12 protein-coding genes and 1 pseudogene are annotated in these 15690 nt (G+C 72.0%); 10 read left to right on the plus strand and 3 right to left on the minus strand.

What is annotated here, in order from left to right:
* The first annotated feature begins 93 nt into the window (after nucleotides 1–93).
* Complete coding sequence (locus FHU36_RS01510) at nucleotides 94–450, plus strand: STAS domain-containing protein (protein WP_101782871.1); 357 nt, start codon at nucleotides 94–96, stop codon at nucleotides 448–450.
* Nucleotides 451–458: 8 nt separating this feature from the next.
* Here the strand turns inward: FHU36_RS01510 and FHU36_RS01515 are convergent, their stop codons facing one another.
* Nucleotides 459–1166 carry a GAF and ANTAR domain-containing protein gene (locus tag FHU36_RS01515; protein WP_246501911.1) on the minus strand — a complete coding sequence of 236 codons (708 nt, stop codon included), beginning with the start codon at nucleotides 1164–1166 and terminating at the stop codon, nucleotides 459–461.
* A gap of 73 nt (nucleotides 1167–1239) precedes the next feature.
* On the opposite strand from FHU36_RS01515, the gene FHU36_RS01520 reads away from it, so the two are divergent.
* The 3 genes from FHU36_RS01520 to FHU36_RS01530 all read left to right on the plus strand — a co-directional run bounded on the left by FHU36_RS01520 (nucleotide 1240) and on the right by FHU36_RS01530 (nucleotide 4964).
* On the plus strand, nucleotides 1240–3072 hold the full coding sequence (locus tag FHU36_RS01520; RefSeq protein ID WP_221495730.1) for a SpoIIE family protein phosphatase: 1833 nt from the start codon (nucleotides 1240–1242) through the stop codon (nucleotides 3070–3072).
* Nucleotides 3073–3207: 135 nt separating this feature from the next.
* Nucleotides 3208–4311: a glycosyltransferase gene (locus FHU36_RS01525; protein ID WP_185082018.1), complete on the plus strand. Its 1104-nt coding sequence runs from the start codon at nucleotides 3208–3210 to the stop codon at nucleotides 4309–4311.
* A 59-nt stretch (nucleotides 4312–4370) separates the two neighbouring features.
* On the plus strand, nucleotides 4371–4964 hold the full coding sequence (locus tag FHU36_RS01530) for an FMN-binding negative transcriptional regulator (protein WP_185082019.1): 594 nt from the start codon (nucleotides 4371–4373) through the stop codon (nucleotides 4962–4964).
* On the opposite strand, the gene FHU36_RS01535 is transcribed toward FHU36_RS01530, so the two are convergent.
* Nucleotides 4961–6025, minus strand: coding sequence for a PucR family transcriptional regulator (locus tag FHU36_RS01535; RefSeq protein WP_185082020.1), 1065 nt, complete (start codon nucleotides 6023–6025; stop codon nucleotides 4961–4963). The genes FHU36_RS01530 and FHU36_RS01535 overlap by 4 nt on opposite strands.
* 75 nt (nucleotides 6026–6100) lie before the next feature.
* Between FHU36_RS01535 and FHU36_RS01540 the strand changes: the two genes are divergently transcribed.
* Together FHU36_RS01540 and pruA are read left to right on the plus strand one after the other, a co-directional pair.
* Nucleotides 6101–7018, plus strand: coding sequence for a proline dehydrogenase family protein (locus tag FHU36_RS01540; protein WP_185082021.1), 918 nt, complete (start codon nucleotides 6101–6103; stop codon nucleotides 7016–7018).
* A gap of 2 nt (nucleotides 7019–7020) precedes the next feature.
* Nucleotides 7021–8694: an L-glutamate gamma-semialdehyde dehydrogenase gene (gene pruA, locus FHU36_RS01545; RefSeq protein ID WP_185082022.1), complete on the plus strand. Its 1674-nt coding sequence runs from the start codon at nucleotides 7021–7023 to the stop codon at nucleotides 8692–8694.
* A 119-nt stretch (nucleotides 8695–8813) separates the two neighbouring features.
* On the opposite strand, the gene FHU36_RS45395 is transcribed toward pruA, so the two are convergent.
* Entirely contained in the window at nucleotides 8814–8942 is a 129-nt protein-coding gene (locus FHU36_RS45395; protein ID WP_281394139.1) for a hypothetical protein, read from the minus strand.
* A 355-nt stretch (nucleotides 8943–9297) separates the two neighbouring features.
* Between FHU36_RS45395 and FHU36_RS01550 the strand changes: the two genes are divergently transcribed.
* The 4 genes and pseudogenes from FHU36_RS01550 (at nucleotide 9298) to FHU36_RS01560 (ending at nucleotide 14736) form a co-directional block, all read left to right on the plus strand.
* Nucleotides 9298–10626, plus strand: coding sequence for a cytochrome b (locus FHU36_RS01550; RefSeq protein ID WP_185082023.1), 1329 nt, complete (start codon nucleotides 9298–9300; stop codon nucleotides 10624–10626).
* Between the two features lie 181 nt (nucleotides 10627–10807).
* Nucleotides 10808–11023, plus strand: a complete 216-nt coding sequence (locus tag FHU36_RS44000; protein ID WP_246501913.1) for a BtrH N-terminal domain-containing protein — start codon at nucleotides 10808–10810, stop codon at nucleotides 11021–11023.
* Nucleotides 11024–11135: 112 nt separating this feature from the next.
* Nucleotides 11136–11500: pseudogene (locus tag FHU36_RS44005) on the plus strand (DUF4872 domain-containing protein).
* Nucleotides 11501–11628: 128 nt separating this feature from the next.
* The gene (locus FHU36_RS01560; RefSeq protein ID WP_185082024.1) at nucleotides 11629–14736 is read left to right on the plus strand and encodes a S8 family serine peptidase; all 3108 of its coding nucleotides are present in this window, start codon (nucleotides 11629–11631) and stop codon (nucleotides 14734–14736) included.
* The last annotated feature ends 954 nt before the right edge of the window (nucleotides 14737–15690 follow it).

The raw sequence follows: 15690 nt of genomic DNA on the forward strand, positions 1-15690 counted from the left end.
CGGAAGCCCTCTGCTGGACTTCGCCACCAGTATCCCCCGTTCCGCGGGATGTATTCACCCCCACCGCGGTAACAGTAGGGTTGCCCCGTGACAATGCCGGAGAACGGTGAGAGCTCGGCCGCCGCCCTGAGCCTGACCTCGTCGACAGCGGGCGAGATAACCGTCGTCAAGGTCGACGGCGTGCTCGACGCCACGACGCGCGAGCAGTTCGCCGACTACCTGTCCCTGGCCGGGCCGGGGCTGATCCTCGACCTGGCGGGCGTGACCTTCATGGACTCGCGGGCGCTGGGGCTGATCGTGCATCACTGGCAGACCAGCCTGACGTCGGGGTCGAAGTTCGCACTGGTCGGCGTCGAGTACTCCAAGTCCAAGGTGATGTGGATCACCGGGCTGGCGCAGCGGCTGCCGCTGTACGACACGCTCGACGACGCCCTGGCCGCCATCGGCTGACCTCGCTGTCAGGGGCGGCGGCGGGTCTTGCGCTGGTGCTCGTCGACCAGCAGCCGTGCCAGGTCGGCCACCTTGACCTGATGGTGCTGGGAGATCCGGCGCAGCTCCTCGAAGGCGGCCTCGGCCGTGCAGCCGCTCGTCTGCATGATGATGCCCTTGGCCTGGTCGATGACGGCCCGGCCGGCCAGGGCCTCCTGGAGCTGCGCGGCGTCGGTGCGCACCTCCTCGAAGTCCCACATGTTGGCCATGGCCACGCCGACCTGCTCGGTCAGCATCTCGGCCAGCGTGTGGGCGCCGAGGGGGGAGAACGCGCCGGGCCGTACGGAGTAGAGGCCGACGACGAGCAGCGCGGGCGCCACCGTGATGGGCAGGGCGAGCACCGAGCGCACCCCCCAGCGGGTGGCGAGCGCGGCGTAGCCCGGCCAGCGGCCGTCGGCGAGGACGTCGCTGACGACGACGCGGCCTCCGGTGTTGCGCGCCTCGGTGGAGGGCCCCTCGCCGAGGCTCCGCTCGGCCTCCACCAGCATGATCAGCTCGCTGTGCGAGCCCGACACCAGCACCCGGTGGTCGCGCCAGTGCTCGGCGGAGCCTCCGGAGCAGCCGGGCACGCCGGCCGCCAGGGCCGTGGTGAGCCCGCGCAACACGCTCTCGGTGGAGGTGTCGGTGCCGAGCCGGCCGAGTCCTGCCAGGTCACGGGCCAGCGCAGACGTGATCATCGCGGTGGATTCCATAGTCACAAGCCCCTACCCCTTATGGCTAGCATTATCCCATGTGGCGTAGCGTCGGAGCATGACAGTGCCGGACCTCGAACACGCTCTGGACGCGCTGAGCGCGCGCGTCTCCTCACTGCGTGAGGCGAGGACGGCTTACCCGTCCGAACTCGCGCCCACGCTCGACGCCGCGCTCGCGGAGCTGGACACGGCTGCCGAGCTGCTGGCCGAGGCCCGCGTGGAGCTCGACAAGTCAGCGCGACGGCAGAACGGCCGCAAGGACGGCCCGCAGCGCGAGCTCAAGCTGCTGCGGCAGGTGTTCCGGGCCTTCCCGGTGCCGGTGATCGTGCTCGACGGCGGCGGCGTCGTCAGGCGCATCAACCCGGAGACGTCACGGGTGCTGGGCAGTCCCGACGGCTACCTGGTGGGCCGGTCGTTCCCGCTGCTGGTGGACGTGTCGCGGCGGGCGGCGTTCCGTTCGCATCTGACGTCGGTGCTGCAGACCGGGCAGCCGGCGGCGTTCGAGACGCGGCTGGCGCACCAGGGCCGCAGCCACACCGTGCAGCTCGCGCTGACCAGGCTGACGATGCCGGGCGAGCCGCAGCAGATGGTGGCGGCCGTCGCGCTGCCGACCGAGGTGCAGTTGCCGGGGCCGCGCGCGGAGCGGCCGGAGCAGTCGGACGGCGCACTGCTCATGGCCGCCGCCCGGCGGCAGGACCTGCTGGCCCGCATGGGGGCGCTGCTGCTCGACGAGGAGGCGCTGCGCCAGCCGGTGGCGCTGCCGAGGGCCGCGCGGCTGCTGGCGGCCGACTGGGCCGACTGGGTGATCGCCGACATGGTGCGCGACGGACTGCCCCGGCGGCAGGTCGTGGTGGCGCCCAAGGACCACCCGCTGGGCGGCCTGGTGCGCCAGGTCGAGAAGGCCTCGCCGGCCATGAGCCAGGTGGTGACGCAGATCCTGGACCGCGGCACCGGCAGTGTGCACGAGATGGTCGACGACGAGACGCTGCTGGGGTTCTGCGCCGACGGGCCGCTGCTGACGGCGATGGGCGCCGGCTCGCTGCTGTGCGTGCCGATCGGTTCGGGCGACGGGGCGCTGACGCTGGTCAGGGAGCACGACCGGCCGCCGTTCACGCTGGCCGACCTGGCCGTCATGCAGGAGGTCGGGCTACAGCTCGGGCTCGCCGTACGGGCGCAGAGCAGCTTCCAGAGCCGGTCGCGGGCGGCCGACGCGCTGTCGGCCAGCGTCGCGCCGCGCAAGCTGCCGGACGTGCCCGGCTACGAGGCGAGCGCGATCTACCATCCCGGCGCCTCGGTGGGGGCCGAGTTCTACGACGTGTTCCCCGTGTCCGGCGGCTGGGGCTTCGCCCTGGGCGGGGCGGCCGGGAAGGGTGAGGAGGCGGCGTCGGTCAGCGCGATGGTCCGGGGCGGGCTGCGGGTGCTGTCGACGTGGGAGAGCGATCCCGACGTGGTCGTGGGCAAGGTGAACGAGGCGCTGGTCAGGCAGGGCACCGGCATGTTCGTGATGGCCGCCGCGGGTTTCGTCGAGGGCCGCACGATCCGCCTGTCGTCGGCGGGCCACCATCCGGCGGCGCTGGTGCAGCCCGACGGGAGCGTGCGGTTCGCGGCGGGCGGCGGGGTGCCGCTGGGCATCTCCCCCGTGGCCGAGACGAGCGTGGAGGAGCTCACCGTCGGCGTGGGCGAGACCCTGGTCCTCTATTCGGAGGGGCTGATCTCGTCCAGGAACGACCGGGGCGAGCCGTACGGGGAGGAGCGGCTGGCCGACGTGCTGGGCAGGTGCGCGGGTCAGGCACCGGCCACGGTGGTCAAGGCGGTGGAGGCCGACCGGCACGCGTTCTCGGCCGGGCAGGTGTGGGACGAGATCGTGATCCTCGCCCTCCGCGGAGTCTGACGCGGGCCTGAGCGAGAGGCCCTCAATGTCAGGGTTTGCGTTCGGCGCGGTTATGGGTAAAGTCTTGAGCACAGATATCCGTGCCTAAGACGCAGGCACACCTTGAAGGCTGTTTCCACGCTGCTGAGGTGTGCCATGAATATTGCGATCGTCGCGTCCGTCTCCGGCAACAAGCGCCACCACCTCCACTCGGTAGCCCGCGAGCTGGGGCGCGAGCACAACGTCACCATCTACTCCCGTCGTGACAGCGCCGAGGGCAAGCCCAGGACGCGGGTGGCCCCGGGGGTCATGCTGGAGCACATCGACGTGGGGCCGGCCCGCAGCCTCTCCCCCGACGACGTCGTGCCGTACCTCAACGAGGTCGGGCAGCACCTGTCGAAGCGGTGGCACGAGGAGCGGCCGGACGTCATCCACGCCTACTCCTGGACCGGCGGGCTCGCCGCCGTCGCCGGGGCCAAGGACATGAGCGTGCCGGTCACGCAGACGTTCACCACGGTCGACCCGGCGCACCTGAAGCTGGAGCGGGCCCTCGGCCGCCGCGCCAACGCGGTGATCGCCGGCTCGAACGACGAGGGGTCCACCCTCATCCGGCTCGGCGTGCCGCGCAACAACATCGCCATCGTCCCGCCGGGCGTCGACACCGAGCGCTTCCACCGCCAGGGCCCGGCGGCCACGCGCGGCTCGCATCGGCGGCTGCTGCACGTCGGCCCCCTCTCCCCCGACCGCGGCGCCCACACGATCGTCCGCGCCCTGCAGGGCCTGACGGACGTCGAGCTCGTCATCGCGGGCGGCCCCGAGGCCGACCAGCTCACCGAGGACAGGGAGGCGCGGCGCCTGCGCACCCTGGCCGAGCAGCTCGGCGTGGCCGACCGGGTGACCCTGCTCGGCCAGGTGAAGCGGACCGCGGTGCCGAAGCTCATGCGCGGCGCCGACGTCGTGGTGACGCTGCCGCGCGAGGCCTCGACGGGCACCGTCGCGCTGGAGGCGATGGCCTGCGGCGTCCCGGTGATCGCCTCGGCCGTCGGCGCGCACCTCGACTCCGTCATCGACGGCGTCACGGGCCTGCTCGTGCCGCCGGACCGCCCCGCCACCACCGCGCGGCTGACGCGCGAGCTGCTGTCGGACACGACGCTGCGCACCGCGCTCGGCTACGCCGGCGCCGACCGCGCCCGCTCGCGCTACTCCTGGGAGCGCGTCGGCCAGGAGCTGGTGCGCGTGTACGAGGCCGCCTGCGCCTGACCGTAGCCCGCGAGGGCCTGCCCCCGCCCGGCAGACTGCATGGATATAGGATCAACCGCATGTTGATTCATCCTTGGGACGCCGCCGGCGAGGAGCAGGCCCTCGCGTATGTCAGAGCCCACCCGTTCGGGCAGCTCATCGCCTCGGGGCGAGGGCGGGACGTGCCCGTAGTGGTGCCCACCCAGTACCTCCTGGCCGACGACCGGACCGTCCTGCTCCACCTGGCCAGGCCCAACCCGGTGTGGGCGGCCGTCGAGGAGAACCCCAAGGTGCTGCTGTCGGTGGCCGGCCCGTGGGCCTACGTCCCCGGCGCGTGGCGGGCCGAGCCCGGCACCGACCCCCGGCTGGGCGTGCCGACCACGTACTACTCCTCCGTCCAGCTCCTCTGCCACGCCGAGATCGTCACCGACGACGCCGGCAAGCTGGAGATCCTGCGCGCCCAGCTCGCCGACCTCGAACCCGGCGCGGGCGACCCGGCGCGGATGGCGCGGCTGCTGTCCGGCATCCGGGGGCTGCGGCTGGCCGTCGAGGAGATCCGCGGCAAGTTCAAGTACGACGGGCACAAGGACGCCGCGCACCGCGCGCGCGTCGCCGAGGGACTGTCGGGGCGCGGCGGGCCCGGCGACGACGCCGCCCTGCGCCACCTGGCCTAACGGAGGCGGGCGGCCTTGAGCCCGAGGTGGACGGCGAGGCGGGCGTCGCCGTCGGACAGGTCACGGCCCAGCATCCGCTCGGCCTTGCCGAGCCGGTAGTAGAGCGTCTGGCGGTGGATGCCCAGCTCGGCGGCGGCCTTCTGGGCGTGGCCGCCCAGGTCGAGGTAGGTCTCCACGGTGTGGGCCAGCTCGGTGTCGAGCGCGGCGGTCTCGGCGGCCAGCTCGCGCAGGTCGGCCTGGCCCAGCCGGGCCAGCAGGCGGTGCACGCCGAGGTCGTCCCAGTGGGCGACGGGCGAGAAGCGGGGGAAGTGCTCGGCGATGCGCAGCGCCAGTTGCGCCTCCCGCCAGCTCTGCCACGCCTCGCCCGGGTCGTCGCGGGCGGCGCCGACGCCGGCCGCGGTGCCGTACGCGCTCTGCACGGTCCGCGCGACCTCGGCGGCCAGGTGGGTGGGGGCGAGCAGGGCGATCGGCGAGCCGGAGCGGGCGAGCACGCCGCGCGGCAGCGTCCAGAGTGCGGCGACGCGGTCGTGCGCCTCGCGGACGGCGATCGCCGTGAAGGGGCCGCGCAGCCCGCCGGACAGCTCCAGGGAGGCGTCGGCGCGCTCCTCGGGGTCGGCCGACAGCAGCGCGCGCAGGCCGCGGCCGACGTCGCGGCGGGTGCGCGCCTCGCGGGCGAGCGCCGCGGCGGCGCGGGCGACGAGCGGCTCGGCCCGGCGCAGCACGTCGTCGGTGAGGCTGCCGGAGTCGAGCAGCCACAGGTAGCCGTAGGTCACGTCCTGGTGCCGCAGCGGCCAGCAGACGCGGGCCAGCACCTTCAGGTCGGCGTCGGCCGGGATGCGCACGGGGTGGCCGGCGCGGGCGATGCCGTAGCGCTCGAAGTAGTCGCGCACCTCCGGGGTGGCGCGCCGGCGCAGGATCGACTCCTGGCGCACGGTGTCGATGTCGCCGTGCTGGGCCCCGTACGCGAGCAGCCGGAAGGTGCGGTCCTCCAGCGTCGCCGACGCCCCCAGCACGCGGGCGATCTCGTCGACGGTCTCCTGCAGATCAGCCGAATTGTCCATGTGTATGACAGCCTGCCACAACCGGCGTTACGCGCGTCGATGGCCTCGCCTGAGCTGCGGTTTTAGGCTGGGGACATGCTGGGTCAACTGCTACTCGCCACATCACGGAGCGCCCTGGTGCGCCGCTCCGTGACGGGTCTCCCGCTCACCCGCAAGGTGGTCGACCGGTTCGTCGCCGGCGAGACCACCGGGCAGGCGCGCGACACCGTCGAACGGCTCAGCGACATGAAGCTGGCCGTGACCGTCGACCATCTCGGTGAGGAGACGCTCGACGCCGGCGCCGCCGCGGCCACCGCGAAGGCGTACGTGACGCTGCTGGAGGCGCTGCACCCGCTGGGGCTGGGCGACCGGGCCGAGGTGTCGGTGAAGCTGTCGGCCGTCGGCCAGCGGCTCGACGAGGCGATGGCGCTCGCGCACGCCCGCGAGATCTGCGCGGCCGCCGCTGCGGGCGGATCGCCGGTCACGCTCGACATGGAGGACCACACCACGGTCGACTCGACGCTGCGCGTCCTGCGCGCGTTGCGCGAGGATCACCCGTCGACCGGCGTGGCGATCCAGGCGTACCTGCTGCGCAGCGAGGACGACTGCCGCGAGCTGGCCGGCGAGGGCAGCCGGGTGCGGCTGGTCAAGGGCGCCTACCGCGAGCCCGCCTCGGTCGCCCACCAGAGCAAGGCGGCCGTCGACCGGGCCTACGTGCGATGCCTGCGGATCCTCATGGCGGGGAAGGGTTACCCCATGGTGGCGACGCACGACGACCGGCTGATCGCGGTCACGGAGCTGCTCGCCGACCGCTTCGGCCGCGCGATCGGCGACTACGAGTACCAGATGCTCTACGGCATCCGGACCGACAGGCAGCAGGCCCTGGCCGGAGCCGGCCACACGGTCCGCGTGTACGTGCCCTACGGCGACGACTGGTACGGCTACTTCATGCGCCGGCTGGCCGAGCGCCCCGCCAACGTCGCCTTCTTCCTTCGCGCCCTTGGGGGTAAGTGAAAATGGACGCCATCAGCAACGTGCCCACCCCCGCCAACGAGCGGGTGTACTCCTACGCGCCGGGCAGCGCCGAGCGGGCCGCGCTGGAAGGCCGGATCAAGGAGCTGGCCGGCGCCTCGATCGACCTGACCATGACCATCGACGGCCGGCAGCGGATGGGCGGCGGCGCGCCGATCGACGTGGTGCAGCCGCACAACAAGGCGGCCGTCCTCGGCCGCACCCACGACGCCACCGCCCAGGACGTCCAGGAGGCGATCGACACCGCGCTGGCGGCGGCTCCCGCCTGGCGGTCGCTCTCCTTCGACGAGCGGGCGGCGATCTTCCTCAAGGCGGCCGAGCTGCTGTCCGGGCCGTGGCGGGCGACGCTGAACGCCGCCACCATGCTGGGGCAGTCGAAGACCGCGCAGCAGGCGGAGATCGACGCGGCGTGCGAGCTGATCGACTTTCTGCGGTTCAACGTGGCGTACGCGCGCCAGCTCTACACCGACCAGCCGATGTCGTCGCCCGGGGTCTGGAACCGGATGGAGTACCGGCCCCTTGAGGGGTTCGTGCTGGCGATCACGCCGTTCAACTTCACCGCCATCGCCGGAAATCTGCCGACATCTGCCGCTCTCATGGGCAATGTCGTCGTCTGGAAGCCGTCGCCGACGCAGCAGTTCGCCGCGCACTTCACGATGCGGCTGCTGGAGGAGGCCGGCCTGCCGCCGGGCGTCATCAACATGGTGACGGGCAACGGCCAGGCCGTCTCCGAGGTGGCGCTGGCCCACCCCGACCTGGCGGGCATCCACTTCACCGGTTCGACGGCGACGTTCCAGCACCTGTGGCGGACCGTCGGCACCAACATCGGCTCCTACCGCGGCTACCCGCGTCTGGTCGGCGAGACCGGCGGCAAGGACTTCGTGCTCGCCCACCCGTCGGCCGACCCGGGCGTGCTGTCGACGGCGCTGCTGCGGGGCGCCTTCGAGTACCAGGGCCAGAAGTGCTCGGCCGCCTCCCGCGCCTACGTGCCGCGCTCGATCTGGTCGGGCCTGCGGGACGACTTCGTGTCGATGGCCGAGTCGCTGACCGTGGGCGACGTGACGGCCGACCTGTCGACGTTCATGGGCGCCGTCATCGACGGGCGGGCGTTCGCCAAGCACAAGGAGGCCATCGACCGGGCCAGGCAGGACTCCGGCGTGGACGTCCTCACCGGCTCCTACGACGACTCGGCCGGCTACTTCGTCAGGCCGACGGTCCTGGAGGTGGCGGACCCGGCGCACGAGGTGTTCGTCAAGGAGTACTTCGGGCCGATCCTGGCCGTGCACGTCTACGACGACGGCGACTTCGACGCGGTGCTGGACCAGATGGAGGGCGTCGCGCCGTACGCGCTGACCGGCTCCATCATCGCCCAGGACCGCTACGCGATCGCCTCGGCCTCCGACCGGCTGCGCTTCGCGGCGGGCAACTTCTACGTCAACGACAAGCCGACGGGGGCGGTCGTCGGCCAGCAGCCGTTCGGCGGCGCCCGCGCCTCGGGCACCAACGACAAGGCGGGCTCGATCTTCAACCTGATCCGCTGGGTGAACGCCCGCACGATCAAGGAGACGTTCGTCCCCCCGATCATCACGCCACCGTTCAGGGGCGACATCCCTCAGTCCGGATTCGAGCAGCCGGATCTGAAGAAGCTCGGCTACTAGACGAACCGCCCGAGCAGCCGCCGAACAGACGAAACACCCCGGGGCTCGATCTGAGCCCCGGGGTCGCGGCCGCAGCCGGGGCAGTGCCCGACCCCCGGAGAACGAGAGCGACTGCCTTCTCACCGGCCGAGCCCTGAAGATGTCCGCGACCGTCGCGGCACCCGCAGGGTCCCCGTCGCCGCCGACCAGGTGCCGCTGACCACCTCGTAGCCGAGCTCGTCGTTGTCGACCACCACCTCGTGGCGCACGTCGGCCCGGGACGGCGCGACGATCAGGCTCAGCGCGTCCAGCGAGACCAGGCTGCCACCGCCGCGACCCTCCCCGGACGCGGTGAACCGGATCTTGTGCGGGCCGGGCTTCAGCCGGACGTCGCCGAGAGGCGCTCGGCGCCGGCCGACTCCGTTCGGCCCCCATCTGGAGCGCTTTCCGCTGACTCCCTCTATATGACGTAACTCACCCTCGCCGATGGCCCATTGGATGTCACATTTCCCCGGCGATTTCCGTCTATTGCATGGAGTCGAAACGAGGAGGGGCCCAATGCACTCATGGGTGACGAAACGTCGGTCGTTCCGGTTCAGCCATTGGTCATTCATGTTCGCCGAAGTGGCGATCTGGTCTTTCGTCGTCCTGGTGCTGACCGGTCTGTTTCTCATGGTGTTCTTCAAGCCCGACATGTCTCCGGTGCTCTACCAGGGCGTTTACACGCCTCTGCGCGGCATTCCGGTCAGCAGGGCCTTCGACTCGACGATGCACCTGAGTTTGGAGGTGCGCGGCGGCCTGTTCGTCCGGCAGGTGCATCACTGGTCGGCGCTCGTGTTCGCGGCGGCGGTCGCGCTCCAGCTGTTGCGCATGTTCGTCACCGGCGCATTCCGCCGCCCACGCGTGCGGCAGTGGCTGATCTGGGTGACACTGCTACCGCTGGGAATGGCCGCCGGGGAGAGCGGCAACATTCTGCCCGACGACATGCTCTCCGGCGGGAGCCTGTGGTTGATCCAGTCAGTTCTCCTGTCGGTCCCCGTGGTGGGCACCCACGCCGTGCAACTGCTGTTCGGCTCCGAGTTCCCCGGGGAGAGCATCATCCCGGTGATGTACTGGGCGCACGTGCTGGTGATCCCGGCCGCCGTCGCCGTGCTCCTCGGCGCCCGCGAATGGCTGGTGCGACGGAACGGCCACTCGCGGTTCGCCGCGTCGGTGCCGGGGCGGCGGTCCGCACGCCCCGTGATGGCGGGCGCGACGCTCGGGGTCCTCGTCGTTCTCGGGGTGGCATTCCAGATCGCACCGATCTGGTTGTACGGCCCGGCGGGGCCGGGCCAGATCTCGGCGGGGTCGGTGCCCGACTGGTACATGGGGTTCCTCGACGGCGCTCTGCGGATCATGCCGGGGTGGGAGCTGACCATCGGCGTGTACACGCTCAGCCTCGCGGTCCTGGTGCCCGCGCTGGTGGTGCCCGGAGTCTTCTTCACCGTCCTGGCCGGCTACCCCATGGCGGAGCGGCTCATCCTCCGGCGCCTGGCCCGGCACGACGCACTAGGCCGGCCCAAGGCCAAGGGCCGCATGGCCAAGGAGGGGACCGGCCCCGCCACGCTCGACCGGCCGCGCGAGGCGGCGGTGAGGACAGGTGTCGCAGCCGCCGGCGTCGCCTTCTACGGACTGTTGTGGGCCGCCGCGGCCAACGACCAACTCGCTCACGAGTTCCAGCTCTCGGTGGAAGCAGTGACGATCTTCTTCAGGTTCGCCGTGGTCATCGGCCCGTTCATCGCCTTCTGGGTGACCCACCGGCTCTGCCTGGGCCTGCGACTGCGTGATCGGCACATCAGGGAACACGGACCGGAGAGCGGAGTGATCGTCCGGGGCGCGCGGGGTGGGTTCCACGATCGGTCCGGCTCGGACGATCACGGTCGGCTGCCGGCCGGCGCCGCGCCGCCCAGGTGATCCACGGGACCGAGGGAGGGCCGGACGGAAGGGGCCGCCGAAGCCGCCGCTGCCCCGTCGTGCGGCTGGACTCTCCCCCTGTGGGAGGCCTCATGCTACTCCCAGCGGTCCCCACCCGCGGTTGATCACGCAGGTGGGAACGGTGTGACCGTTCGCCGCGTCAGCATGAGGAGAGCGACGCATGACCATCGTGAAGGACATCGAGGCCCGCGGCATGCACCACTGCGAGACGACGGCGCTGGGGGTGCTGCTGCGGCATGAGGGGCTTGATCTGTCCGAGCCCATGCTGTTCGGGCTGGGCTCGGGCCTGTCCTCGTCTACTGGGACAGCAAGGGCATGGCGTCAGCCGGGCCAGCCTCGCCTCGGCGCGGGCCGAACGCGGCCCGATGACCGCTAGGCACCGATCCTTCACCATCACCCTGCCGGCTCGCCCGCTTTCCTGGTAGGACCAGGCCATCCCCGCCATCAAGGCCTGCGCCGACGCCTTCCTCACCGCGCCCATCGCAAACCTGGGCCAGCGGGGCATCGAGAAGGCCGGCAAACTGGTGCCCGGGTGGCTGGCGCGCGTCGGCGAGCCGCAGCAGGACCTGCCGCAGGCCGCCCTCCTCGTGGAGAAGGGCGGCACCGGTGGCGCCCTGTTCCGCGCCTCTATCGCGACTTCCTCGACGAGTGCACCCGGCTGATCGACGACGGCGACCTCCGCGCCGGTCACCAGCTGTACGCCGAGGCCGCCGCCCTGTGGACGGACGTCTCCGGCTTGATCGCGAAGGCTGGGGAGAGCGGCGACGCGGGATACCTCGAGCAGGCCGGCGTCATCCTGCACGATCTTTCGCGCATCGAGAAGGACGCCATGCAGCTGCTGCGTCAGTTGTAGCTCGAAGGAAGGCGTGACGGGCGATCTCGGCGGACGCGACACAGCCGGCCGGCACGCCTTGACCATACTCCGTTCAACGAAGTATTGTCGCTGCCGCATTCAAGATCACCTCTTGATGGAGGCAGTTCATGAGCTTAGGCGGCATTCTCGCATCCGCCCTACTCGCCGGCACGATCACCGTGGCGCCGCCGCCGCTGGACCGGCCGGCGCCCGCCGCGCCGGCCGGCGCCGTCACCCTCATCACGGGCGACCGTGTCGTGGTCACCGGCGGCGGCGTACGCGTGGAGCCCGGTCCGGGCAGGCCGGCGGGATTCGCCCGGCAGGTGATCGGGGGCCACCTGCACGTGATCCCGTTCGACGCCCGCCCGCTGCTCGCTCAGGGCGTCCTGGACCCGCGGCTGTTCGACGTGACGCAACTGCTGCAGTGGCGATACGGCGACGCCCACCGGCCCGACATCCCGATGATCGTCCAGTCGGTGGACGTGCCGGGAGCGCGGCGGCTCGCCGGGCTCGGCATGGCCACGCTCCGGATCCCGAAGAAGAGCACCGCCCAGACGTGGAGGGACCTGACCGGCGGTGGCACGCGGGCACTGACGGCCGGCAAGGCCAAGCTCTGGCTGGACGGCCTGCGTCCGTGGACTCTCGACAAGAGCGCCAAGCAGATCGGCGCCACCGAGGCATGGAAACAGGGCATGACCGGCGAGGGCGTCACGGTGGCCGTGCTCGACTCCGGCTACGACCCCGATCACCCCGATCTGAAGGGTGTGGTCGCTCACGAACGAAACTTCTCCGACGAGCCCGACATCCGTGACACCGTCGGTCACGGCACCAACGTCGCCTCCATCGTGGCCGGAGCCGGCGCCCAGTACCGGGGAATCGCCCCTGGCGCCCGGCTCGCCATCGGCAAGGTCGGCGGCCGCTTCGGTGCCACCGACTCCTCCATCCTGGCCGGCATGGAGTGGGCCGCGACCGAGGTCAAGGCCAAGGTCGTCAACGTCAGCCTGGGCAGCCCCGACACCCCGCAACTCGACCCCGTCGAACAGGCGGTGAACACGCTCTCCGAACGGACCGGCACGCTATTCGTCGTCTCCGCGGGCAACACCGGCCGGGCGCCGGTGCTCAGCCCCGGCAGCGCCGACGCCGCCCTGACGGTCGGCGCGGTCGGCGGCGACGACCGGGTCGCCGGCTTCTCCAGCAGAGGTCCCCGCGAGGGCGACCACGCGATCAAGCCGGACGTCACGGCGCCCGGCGTGGACGTCATGACCGCCGAGACGGGCGGCGCGCACGCGCCGTTCAGCGGCACCTCGGCGGCCGCGCCGCACGTGGCCGGCGCCGCGGCGATCATGGCCCAGCGGCACCCCACGTGGACCGGTCGGCAGCTCAAGGCCGCCCTCATGGGCAGCGCCGTCCCCACGCCGGACGCCACACCGTACGAGCAGGGCGCCGGCCGGATCGACCTCGTCCGGGCCCTCGCGCGGCAGGTCGTGGCCGAGCCCGCCGGCGTGTGGGCGGCCTTCCCCTGGGAAGGTAAGGGTGAACGCCTCTCGACCGGGACGATCACGTACACCAACTCCGGCGACGCCCCCGTCGCCCTGGACCTGAGCACGCAGGGCGCCGAGGTGCTGAAGCTGTCGTCGCAACGCCTCGACGTGCCCGCCAACGGCACGGCGTCGGTGACGCTGACCATCGACGCCACCGGCAAGGCCCCGGGCGACCACGTCGGAGTCGTCGCCGCCGCCACCGCCCAGGGCGAGATCCGCACCCTGGCCGGCGCGTACGTCGAGCCGGAGTCGTACGACGTGACCATCACCGCCGTCGGCAGGGACACCGACGAGCCCGGCGCCTACGCCCAGCTCTACGACCCGAAGACCGGCGCCGTCCGGACGCCGGTCTTCCAGGGCGGCACGGCGAGGATGCGACTGCCGGAGGGACGGTGGAACCTCTACGCCGAGATCAACGAACCCGCCTCGGTGACGGTCACCCACACCGCCGTCCGGGTCGACGACGGCGACCAGCGGATCACGCTCGACGCCCGCCAGGGCCGGCCGGCCCGCTTCACCGTCGACGACCCCACGGCCACACCCAGGAACGTCACCGACTTCACCGTGGGGCTCGGCCCGTGGTCGTTCGGCTGGCGGGAGTACGCCGACCCGAGCAAGGAGTTCTACGCGGTGCCCACGCGCGAGGCCGGGCTGCGCTACCACCTGAGGTCTGTCTGGGACTCCACGACCGGCGCCCTCTACGACCTGGTCGACCACCGCGCCGGCGGTTTCCCGGCGGACATGGGGCAACGGGCCGAGCGTGCCGAACTGGCGAAGGTGGAGGCGACGTTCCTCGCCTCCGGGGTCGCGGCGCAGGGCCAGCCCTACTTCACCCCCAGATTCGGTGAGGAACCGGGCAACGAGATCTACGCCACGCTCCCGCAGGCCGTGGCAGTCCCCGGCACCGTGACCTACTACCGCACGCCCGGGCTCACCTGGGCCAGCGCCTGGGTCACCGACACGTCGGACGTGCGGGACTCCGGCAAGGTCATGAAGCGCGGCCGCACGACCGAGGTGTGGAACGCCGCCGTCACCGGCCCCTCGTTCGCGGAGCCCAACGGAACCCGCACGGGCGACGAGCTCTCCTTCGACCCCGGCCGCCTGTTCGCCGACGGCGTCGAGGGCCGGACCGGCGTGGACGACGCCGCGACCGGCACCGCGACCCTGGCCCGTGACGGCCAGACGATCGCCGAGACCGCTCTGGCCGGCTGCCTGTTCCAGCCCTGCGCGCTGACGGCCGCGCTGCCCCCGCAGCGGGCCGAGTACACGCTCACCACCTCGATGCGCCGGCAGGTGCCCCACACGGCGCTGTCGTCGAGCGTGGAGTCCGTCTGGACGTTCTCGTCCGCGCGCACGCCCAAGACGAAGCCGCTCCCGCTGATCGCGGTCCGCTACGCTCCGGCCGGGCTCGACGCGTTCAACCGCGCCCGTCCCGGCACGGTGACCAAGGTGCCCGTCCGGATCGAGCGCAACCCCGGCGCGTCCCAGGCCAAGGTTGCCTCGCTCAGGCTGGAGATGTCCACGGACGACGGCGCGAGCTGGCTCCCCCTGCCGAGCGTCCCGACCGCCTCCGGCTGGACGGCCGTCGTGCCCAACCCGCGCACGCCCGGATTCGTCTCCCTGAGGGGCACGGCGACCGACACGTCGGGGACGACCGTCAAGCAGACTGTCATCCGCGCCTACGCCGTCGGCTGACGCGCGCACCGGGAACGGCGGAAGGCCCCGTCGATGTGCGCAGGCCGATAGCGCACCGGCCGGTGAACCTCGCGGAGTCGAGGGTGGCGAAGGAGGGCCGCCACCCTTGTCTCCCTTGCTGCCCGGGAAACGGCCGGGTGGCATCGGGGCACCTGACAGGGGATTGCCGATGAGCATCATGGCGACGGCGCCGAGTCCGAAGCCGACGTATCCGAGCAGTGCCTCCAGCCCGAGGATGCTCAGGGAGGTGGCCGCGATGGTCAGGGCGATGGCACCGCTGTTGACCCAGTAGGCACCGTTGAGCGAGCCGAGCCAGAACTGCAGGACCGCTGCCACGGCCAGGCCGCCGGTGATCGCGAAGGCGAGCGCTCCGGTGACCCGGCGGGCGGTGCCGCGGACGAGTCTGGTCAGCAGTATCACGGCGAGCAGCCCGCCCATCGCCAGGGGCAGGGATCCGGCGGCCAGGCCGGCGCCGCGCGGGTCGTCGGCCGGCAAGGCGGCGAGGTCGCGGATTGCGACCTTGGCGTTGGCGGTCTGTGCCTGCGCCTGGCTGAGCCCGGTCGCGACGCTCTGCAGGCTCTGGGCGACCGCTCCGCTGGCGGCGGAGGCGATGATGACCTGCGGGGTGCCGGCGCTGACGTCGATCGCCCCGTACACCTCCCGGTCGCGGATCAACCATTCGGCGGCTGCGGTGTCGGCGACCACAGTGATCTCGAAGCCGTCCGGCAGGCGTCGGCCGAGAGCGGTGCGGACTTGCTCGACCGCCGTGGCCGGACCGGCGACGGCGATCGGCACACCGTGGACCGACGAACGCACCGACGGCCAGGCGAAGGCGGTGAGCAGCACGGAGATGATCGCCGTGAGCAGGACGACTGCTGTGGCCACCGTCGGCCAGGGTGACGGCGGCGTGTCGGCTGCCAGGGGGGCCTCAGCGGCCATGTCTACTCCTCGAAG

Origin of the sequence: Nonomuraea muscovyensis, assembly GCF_014207745.1 — a bacterium.
Lineage (GTDB): Bacteria > Actinomycetota > Actinomycetes > Streptosporangiales > Streptosporangiaceae > Nonomuraea > Nonomuraea muscovyensis.

What these genes read in the sequence shown, in the direction of transcription:
- FHU36_RS01510 (WP_101782871.1), top strand. Translation starts at nt 94, where the DNA reads ATGCCGGAGAACGGTGAGAGCTCGGCCGCCGCCCTGAGCCTGACCTCG.
- FHU36_RS01515 (WP_246501911.1), bottom strand. Translation starts at nt 1,166, where the DNA reads ATGATCACGTCTGCGCTGGCCCGTGACCTGGCAGGACTCGGCCGGCTC.
- FHU36_RS01520 (WP_221495730.1), top strand. Translation starts at nt 1,240, where the DNA reads ATGACAGTGCCGGACCTCGAACACGCTCTGGACGCGCTGAGCGCGCGC.
- FHU36_RS01525 (WP_185082018.1), top strand. Translation starts at nt 3,208, where the DNA reads ATGAATATTGCGATCGTCGCGTCCGTCTCCGGCAACAAGCGCCACCAC.
- FHU36_RS01530 (WP_185082019.1), top strand. Translation starts at nt 4,371, where the DNA reads ATGTTGATTCATCCTTGGGACGCCGCCGGCGAGGAGCAGGCCCTCGCG.
- FHU36_RS01535 (WP_185082020.1), bottom strand. Translation starts at nt 6,025, where the DNA reads ATGGACAATTCGGCTGATCTGCAGGAGACCGTCGACGAGATCGCCCGC.
- FHU36_RS01540 (WP_185082021.1), top strand. Translation starts at nt 6,101, where the DNA reads ATGCTGGGTCAACTGCTACTCGCCACATCACGGAGCGCCCTGGTGCGC.
- pruA (WP_185082022.1), top strand. Translation starts at nt 7,021, where the DNA reads ATGGACGCCATCAGCAACGTGCCCACCCCCGCCAACGAGCGGGTGTAC.
- FHU36_RS44000 (WP_246501913.1), top strand. Translation starts at nt 10,808, where the DNA reads ATGACCATCGTGAAGGACATCGAGGCCCGCGGCATGCACCACTGCGAG.
- FHU36_RS01560 (WP_185082024.1), top strand. Translation starts at nt 11,629, where the DNA reads ATGAGCTTAGGCGGCATTCTCGCATCCGCCCTACTCGCCGGCACGATC.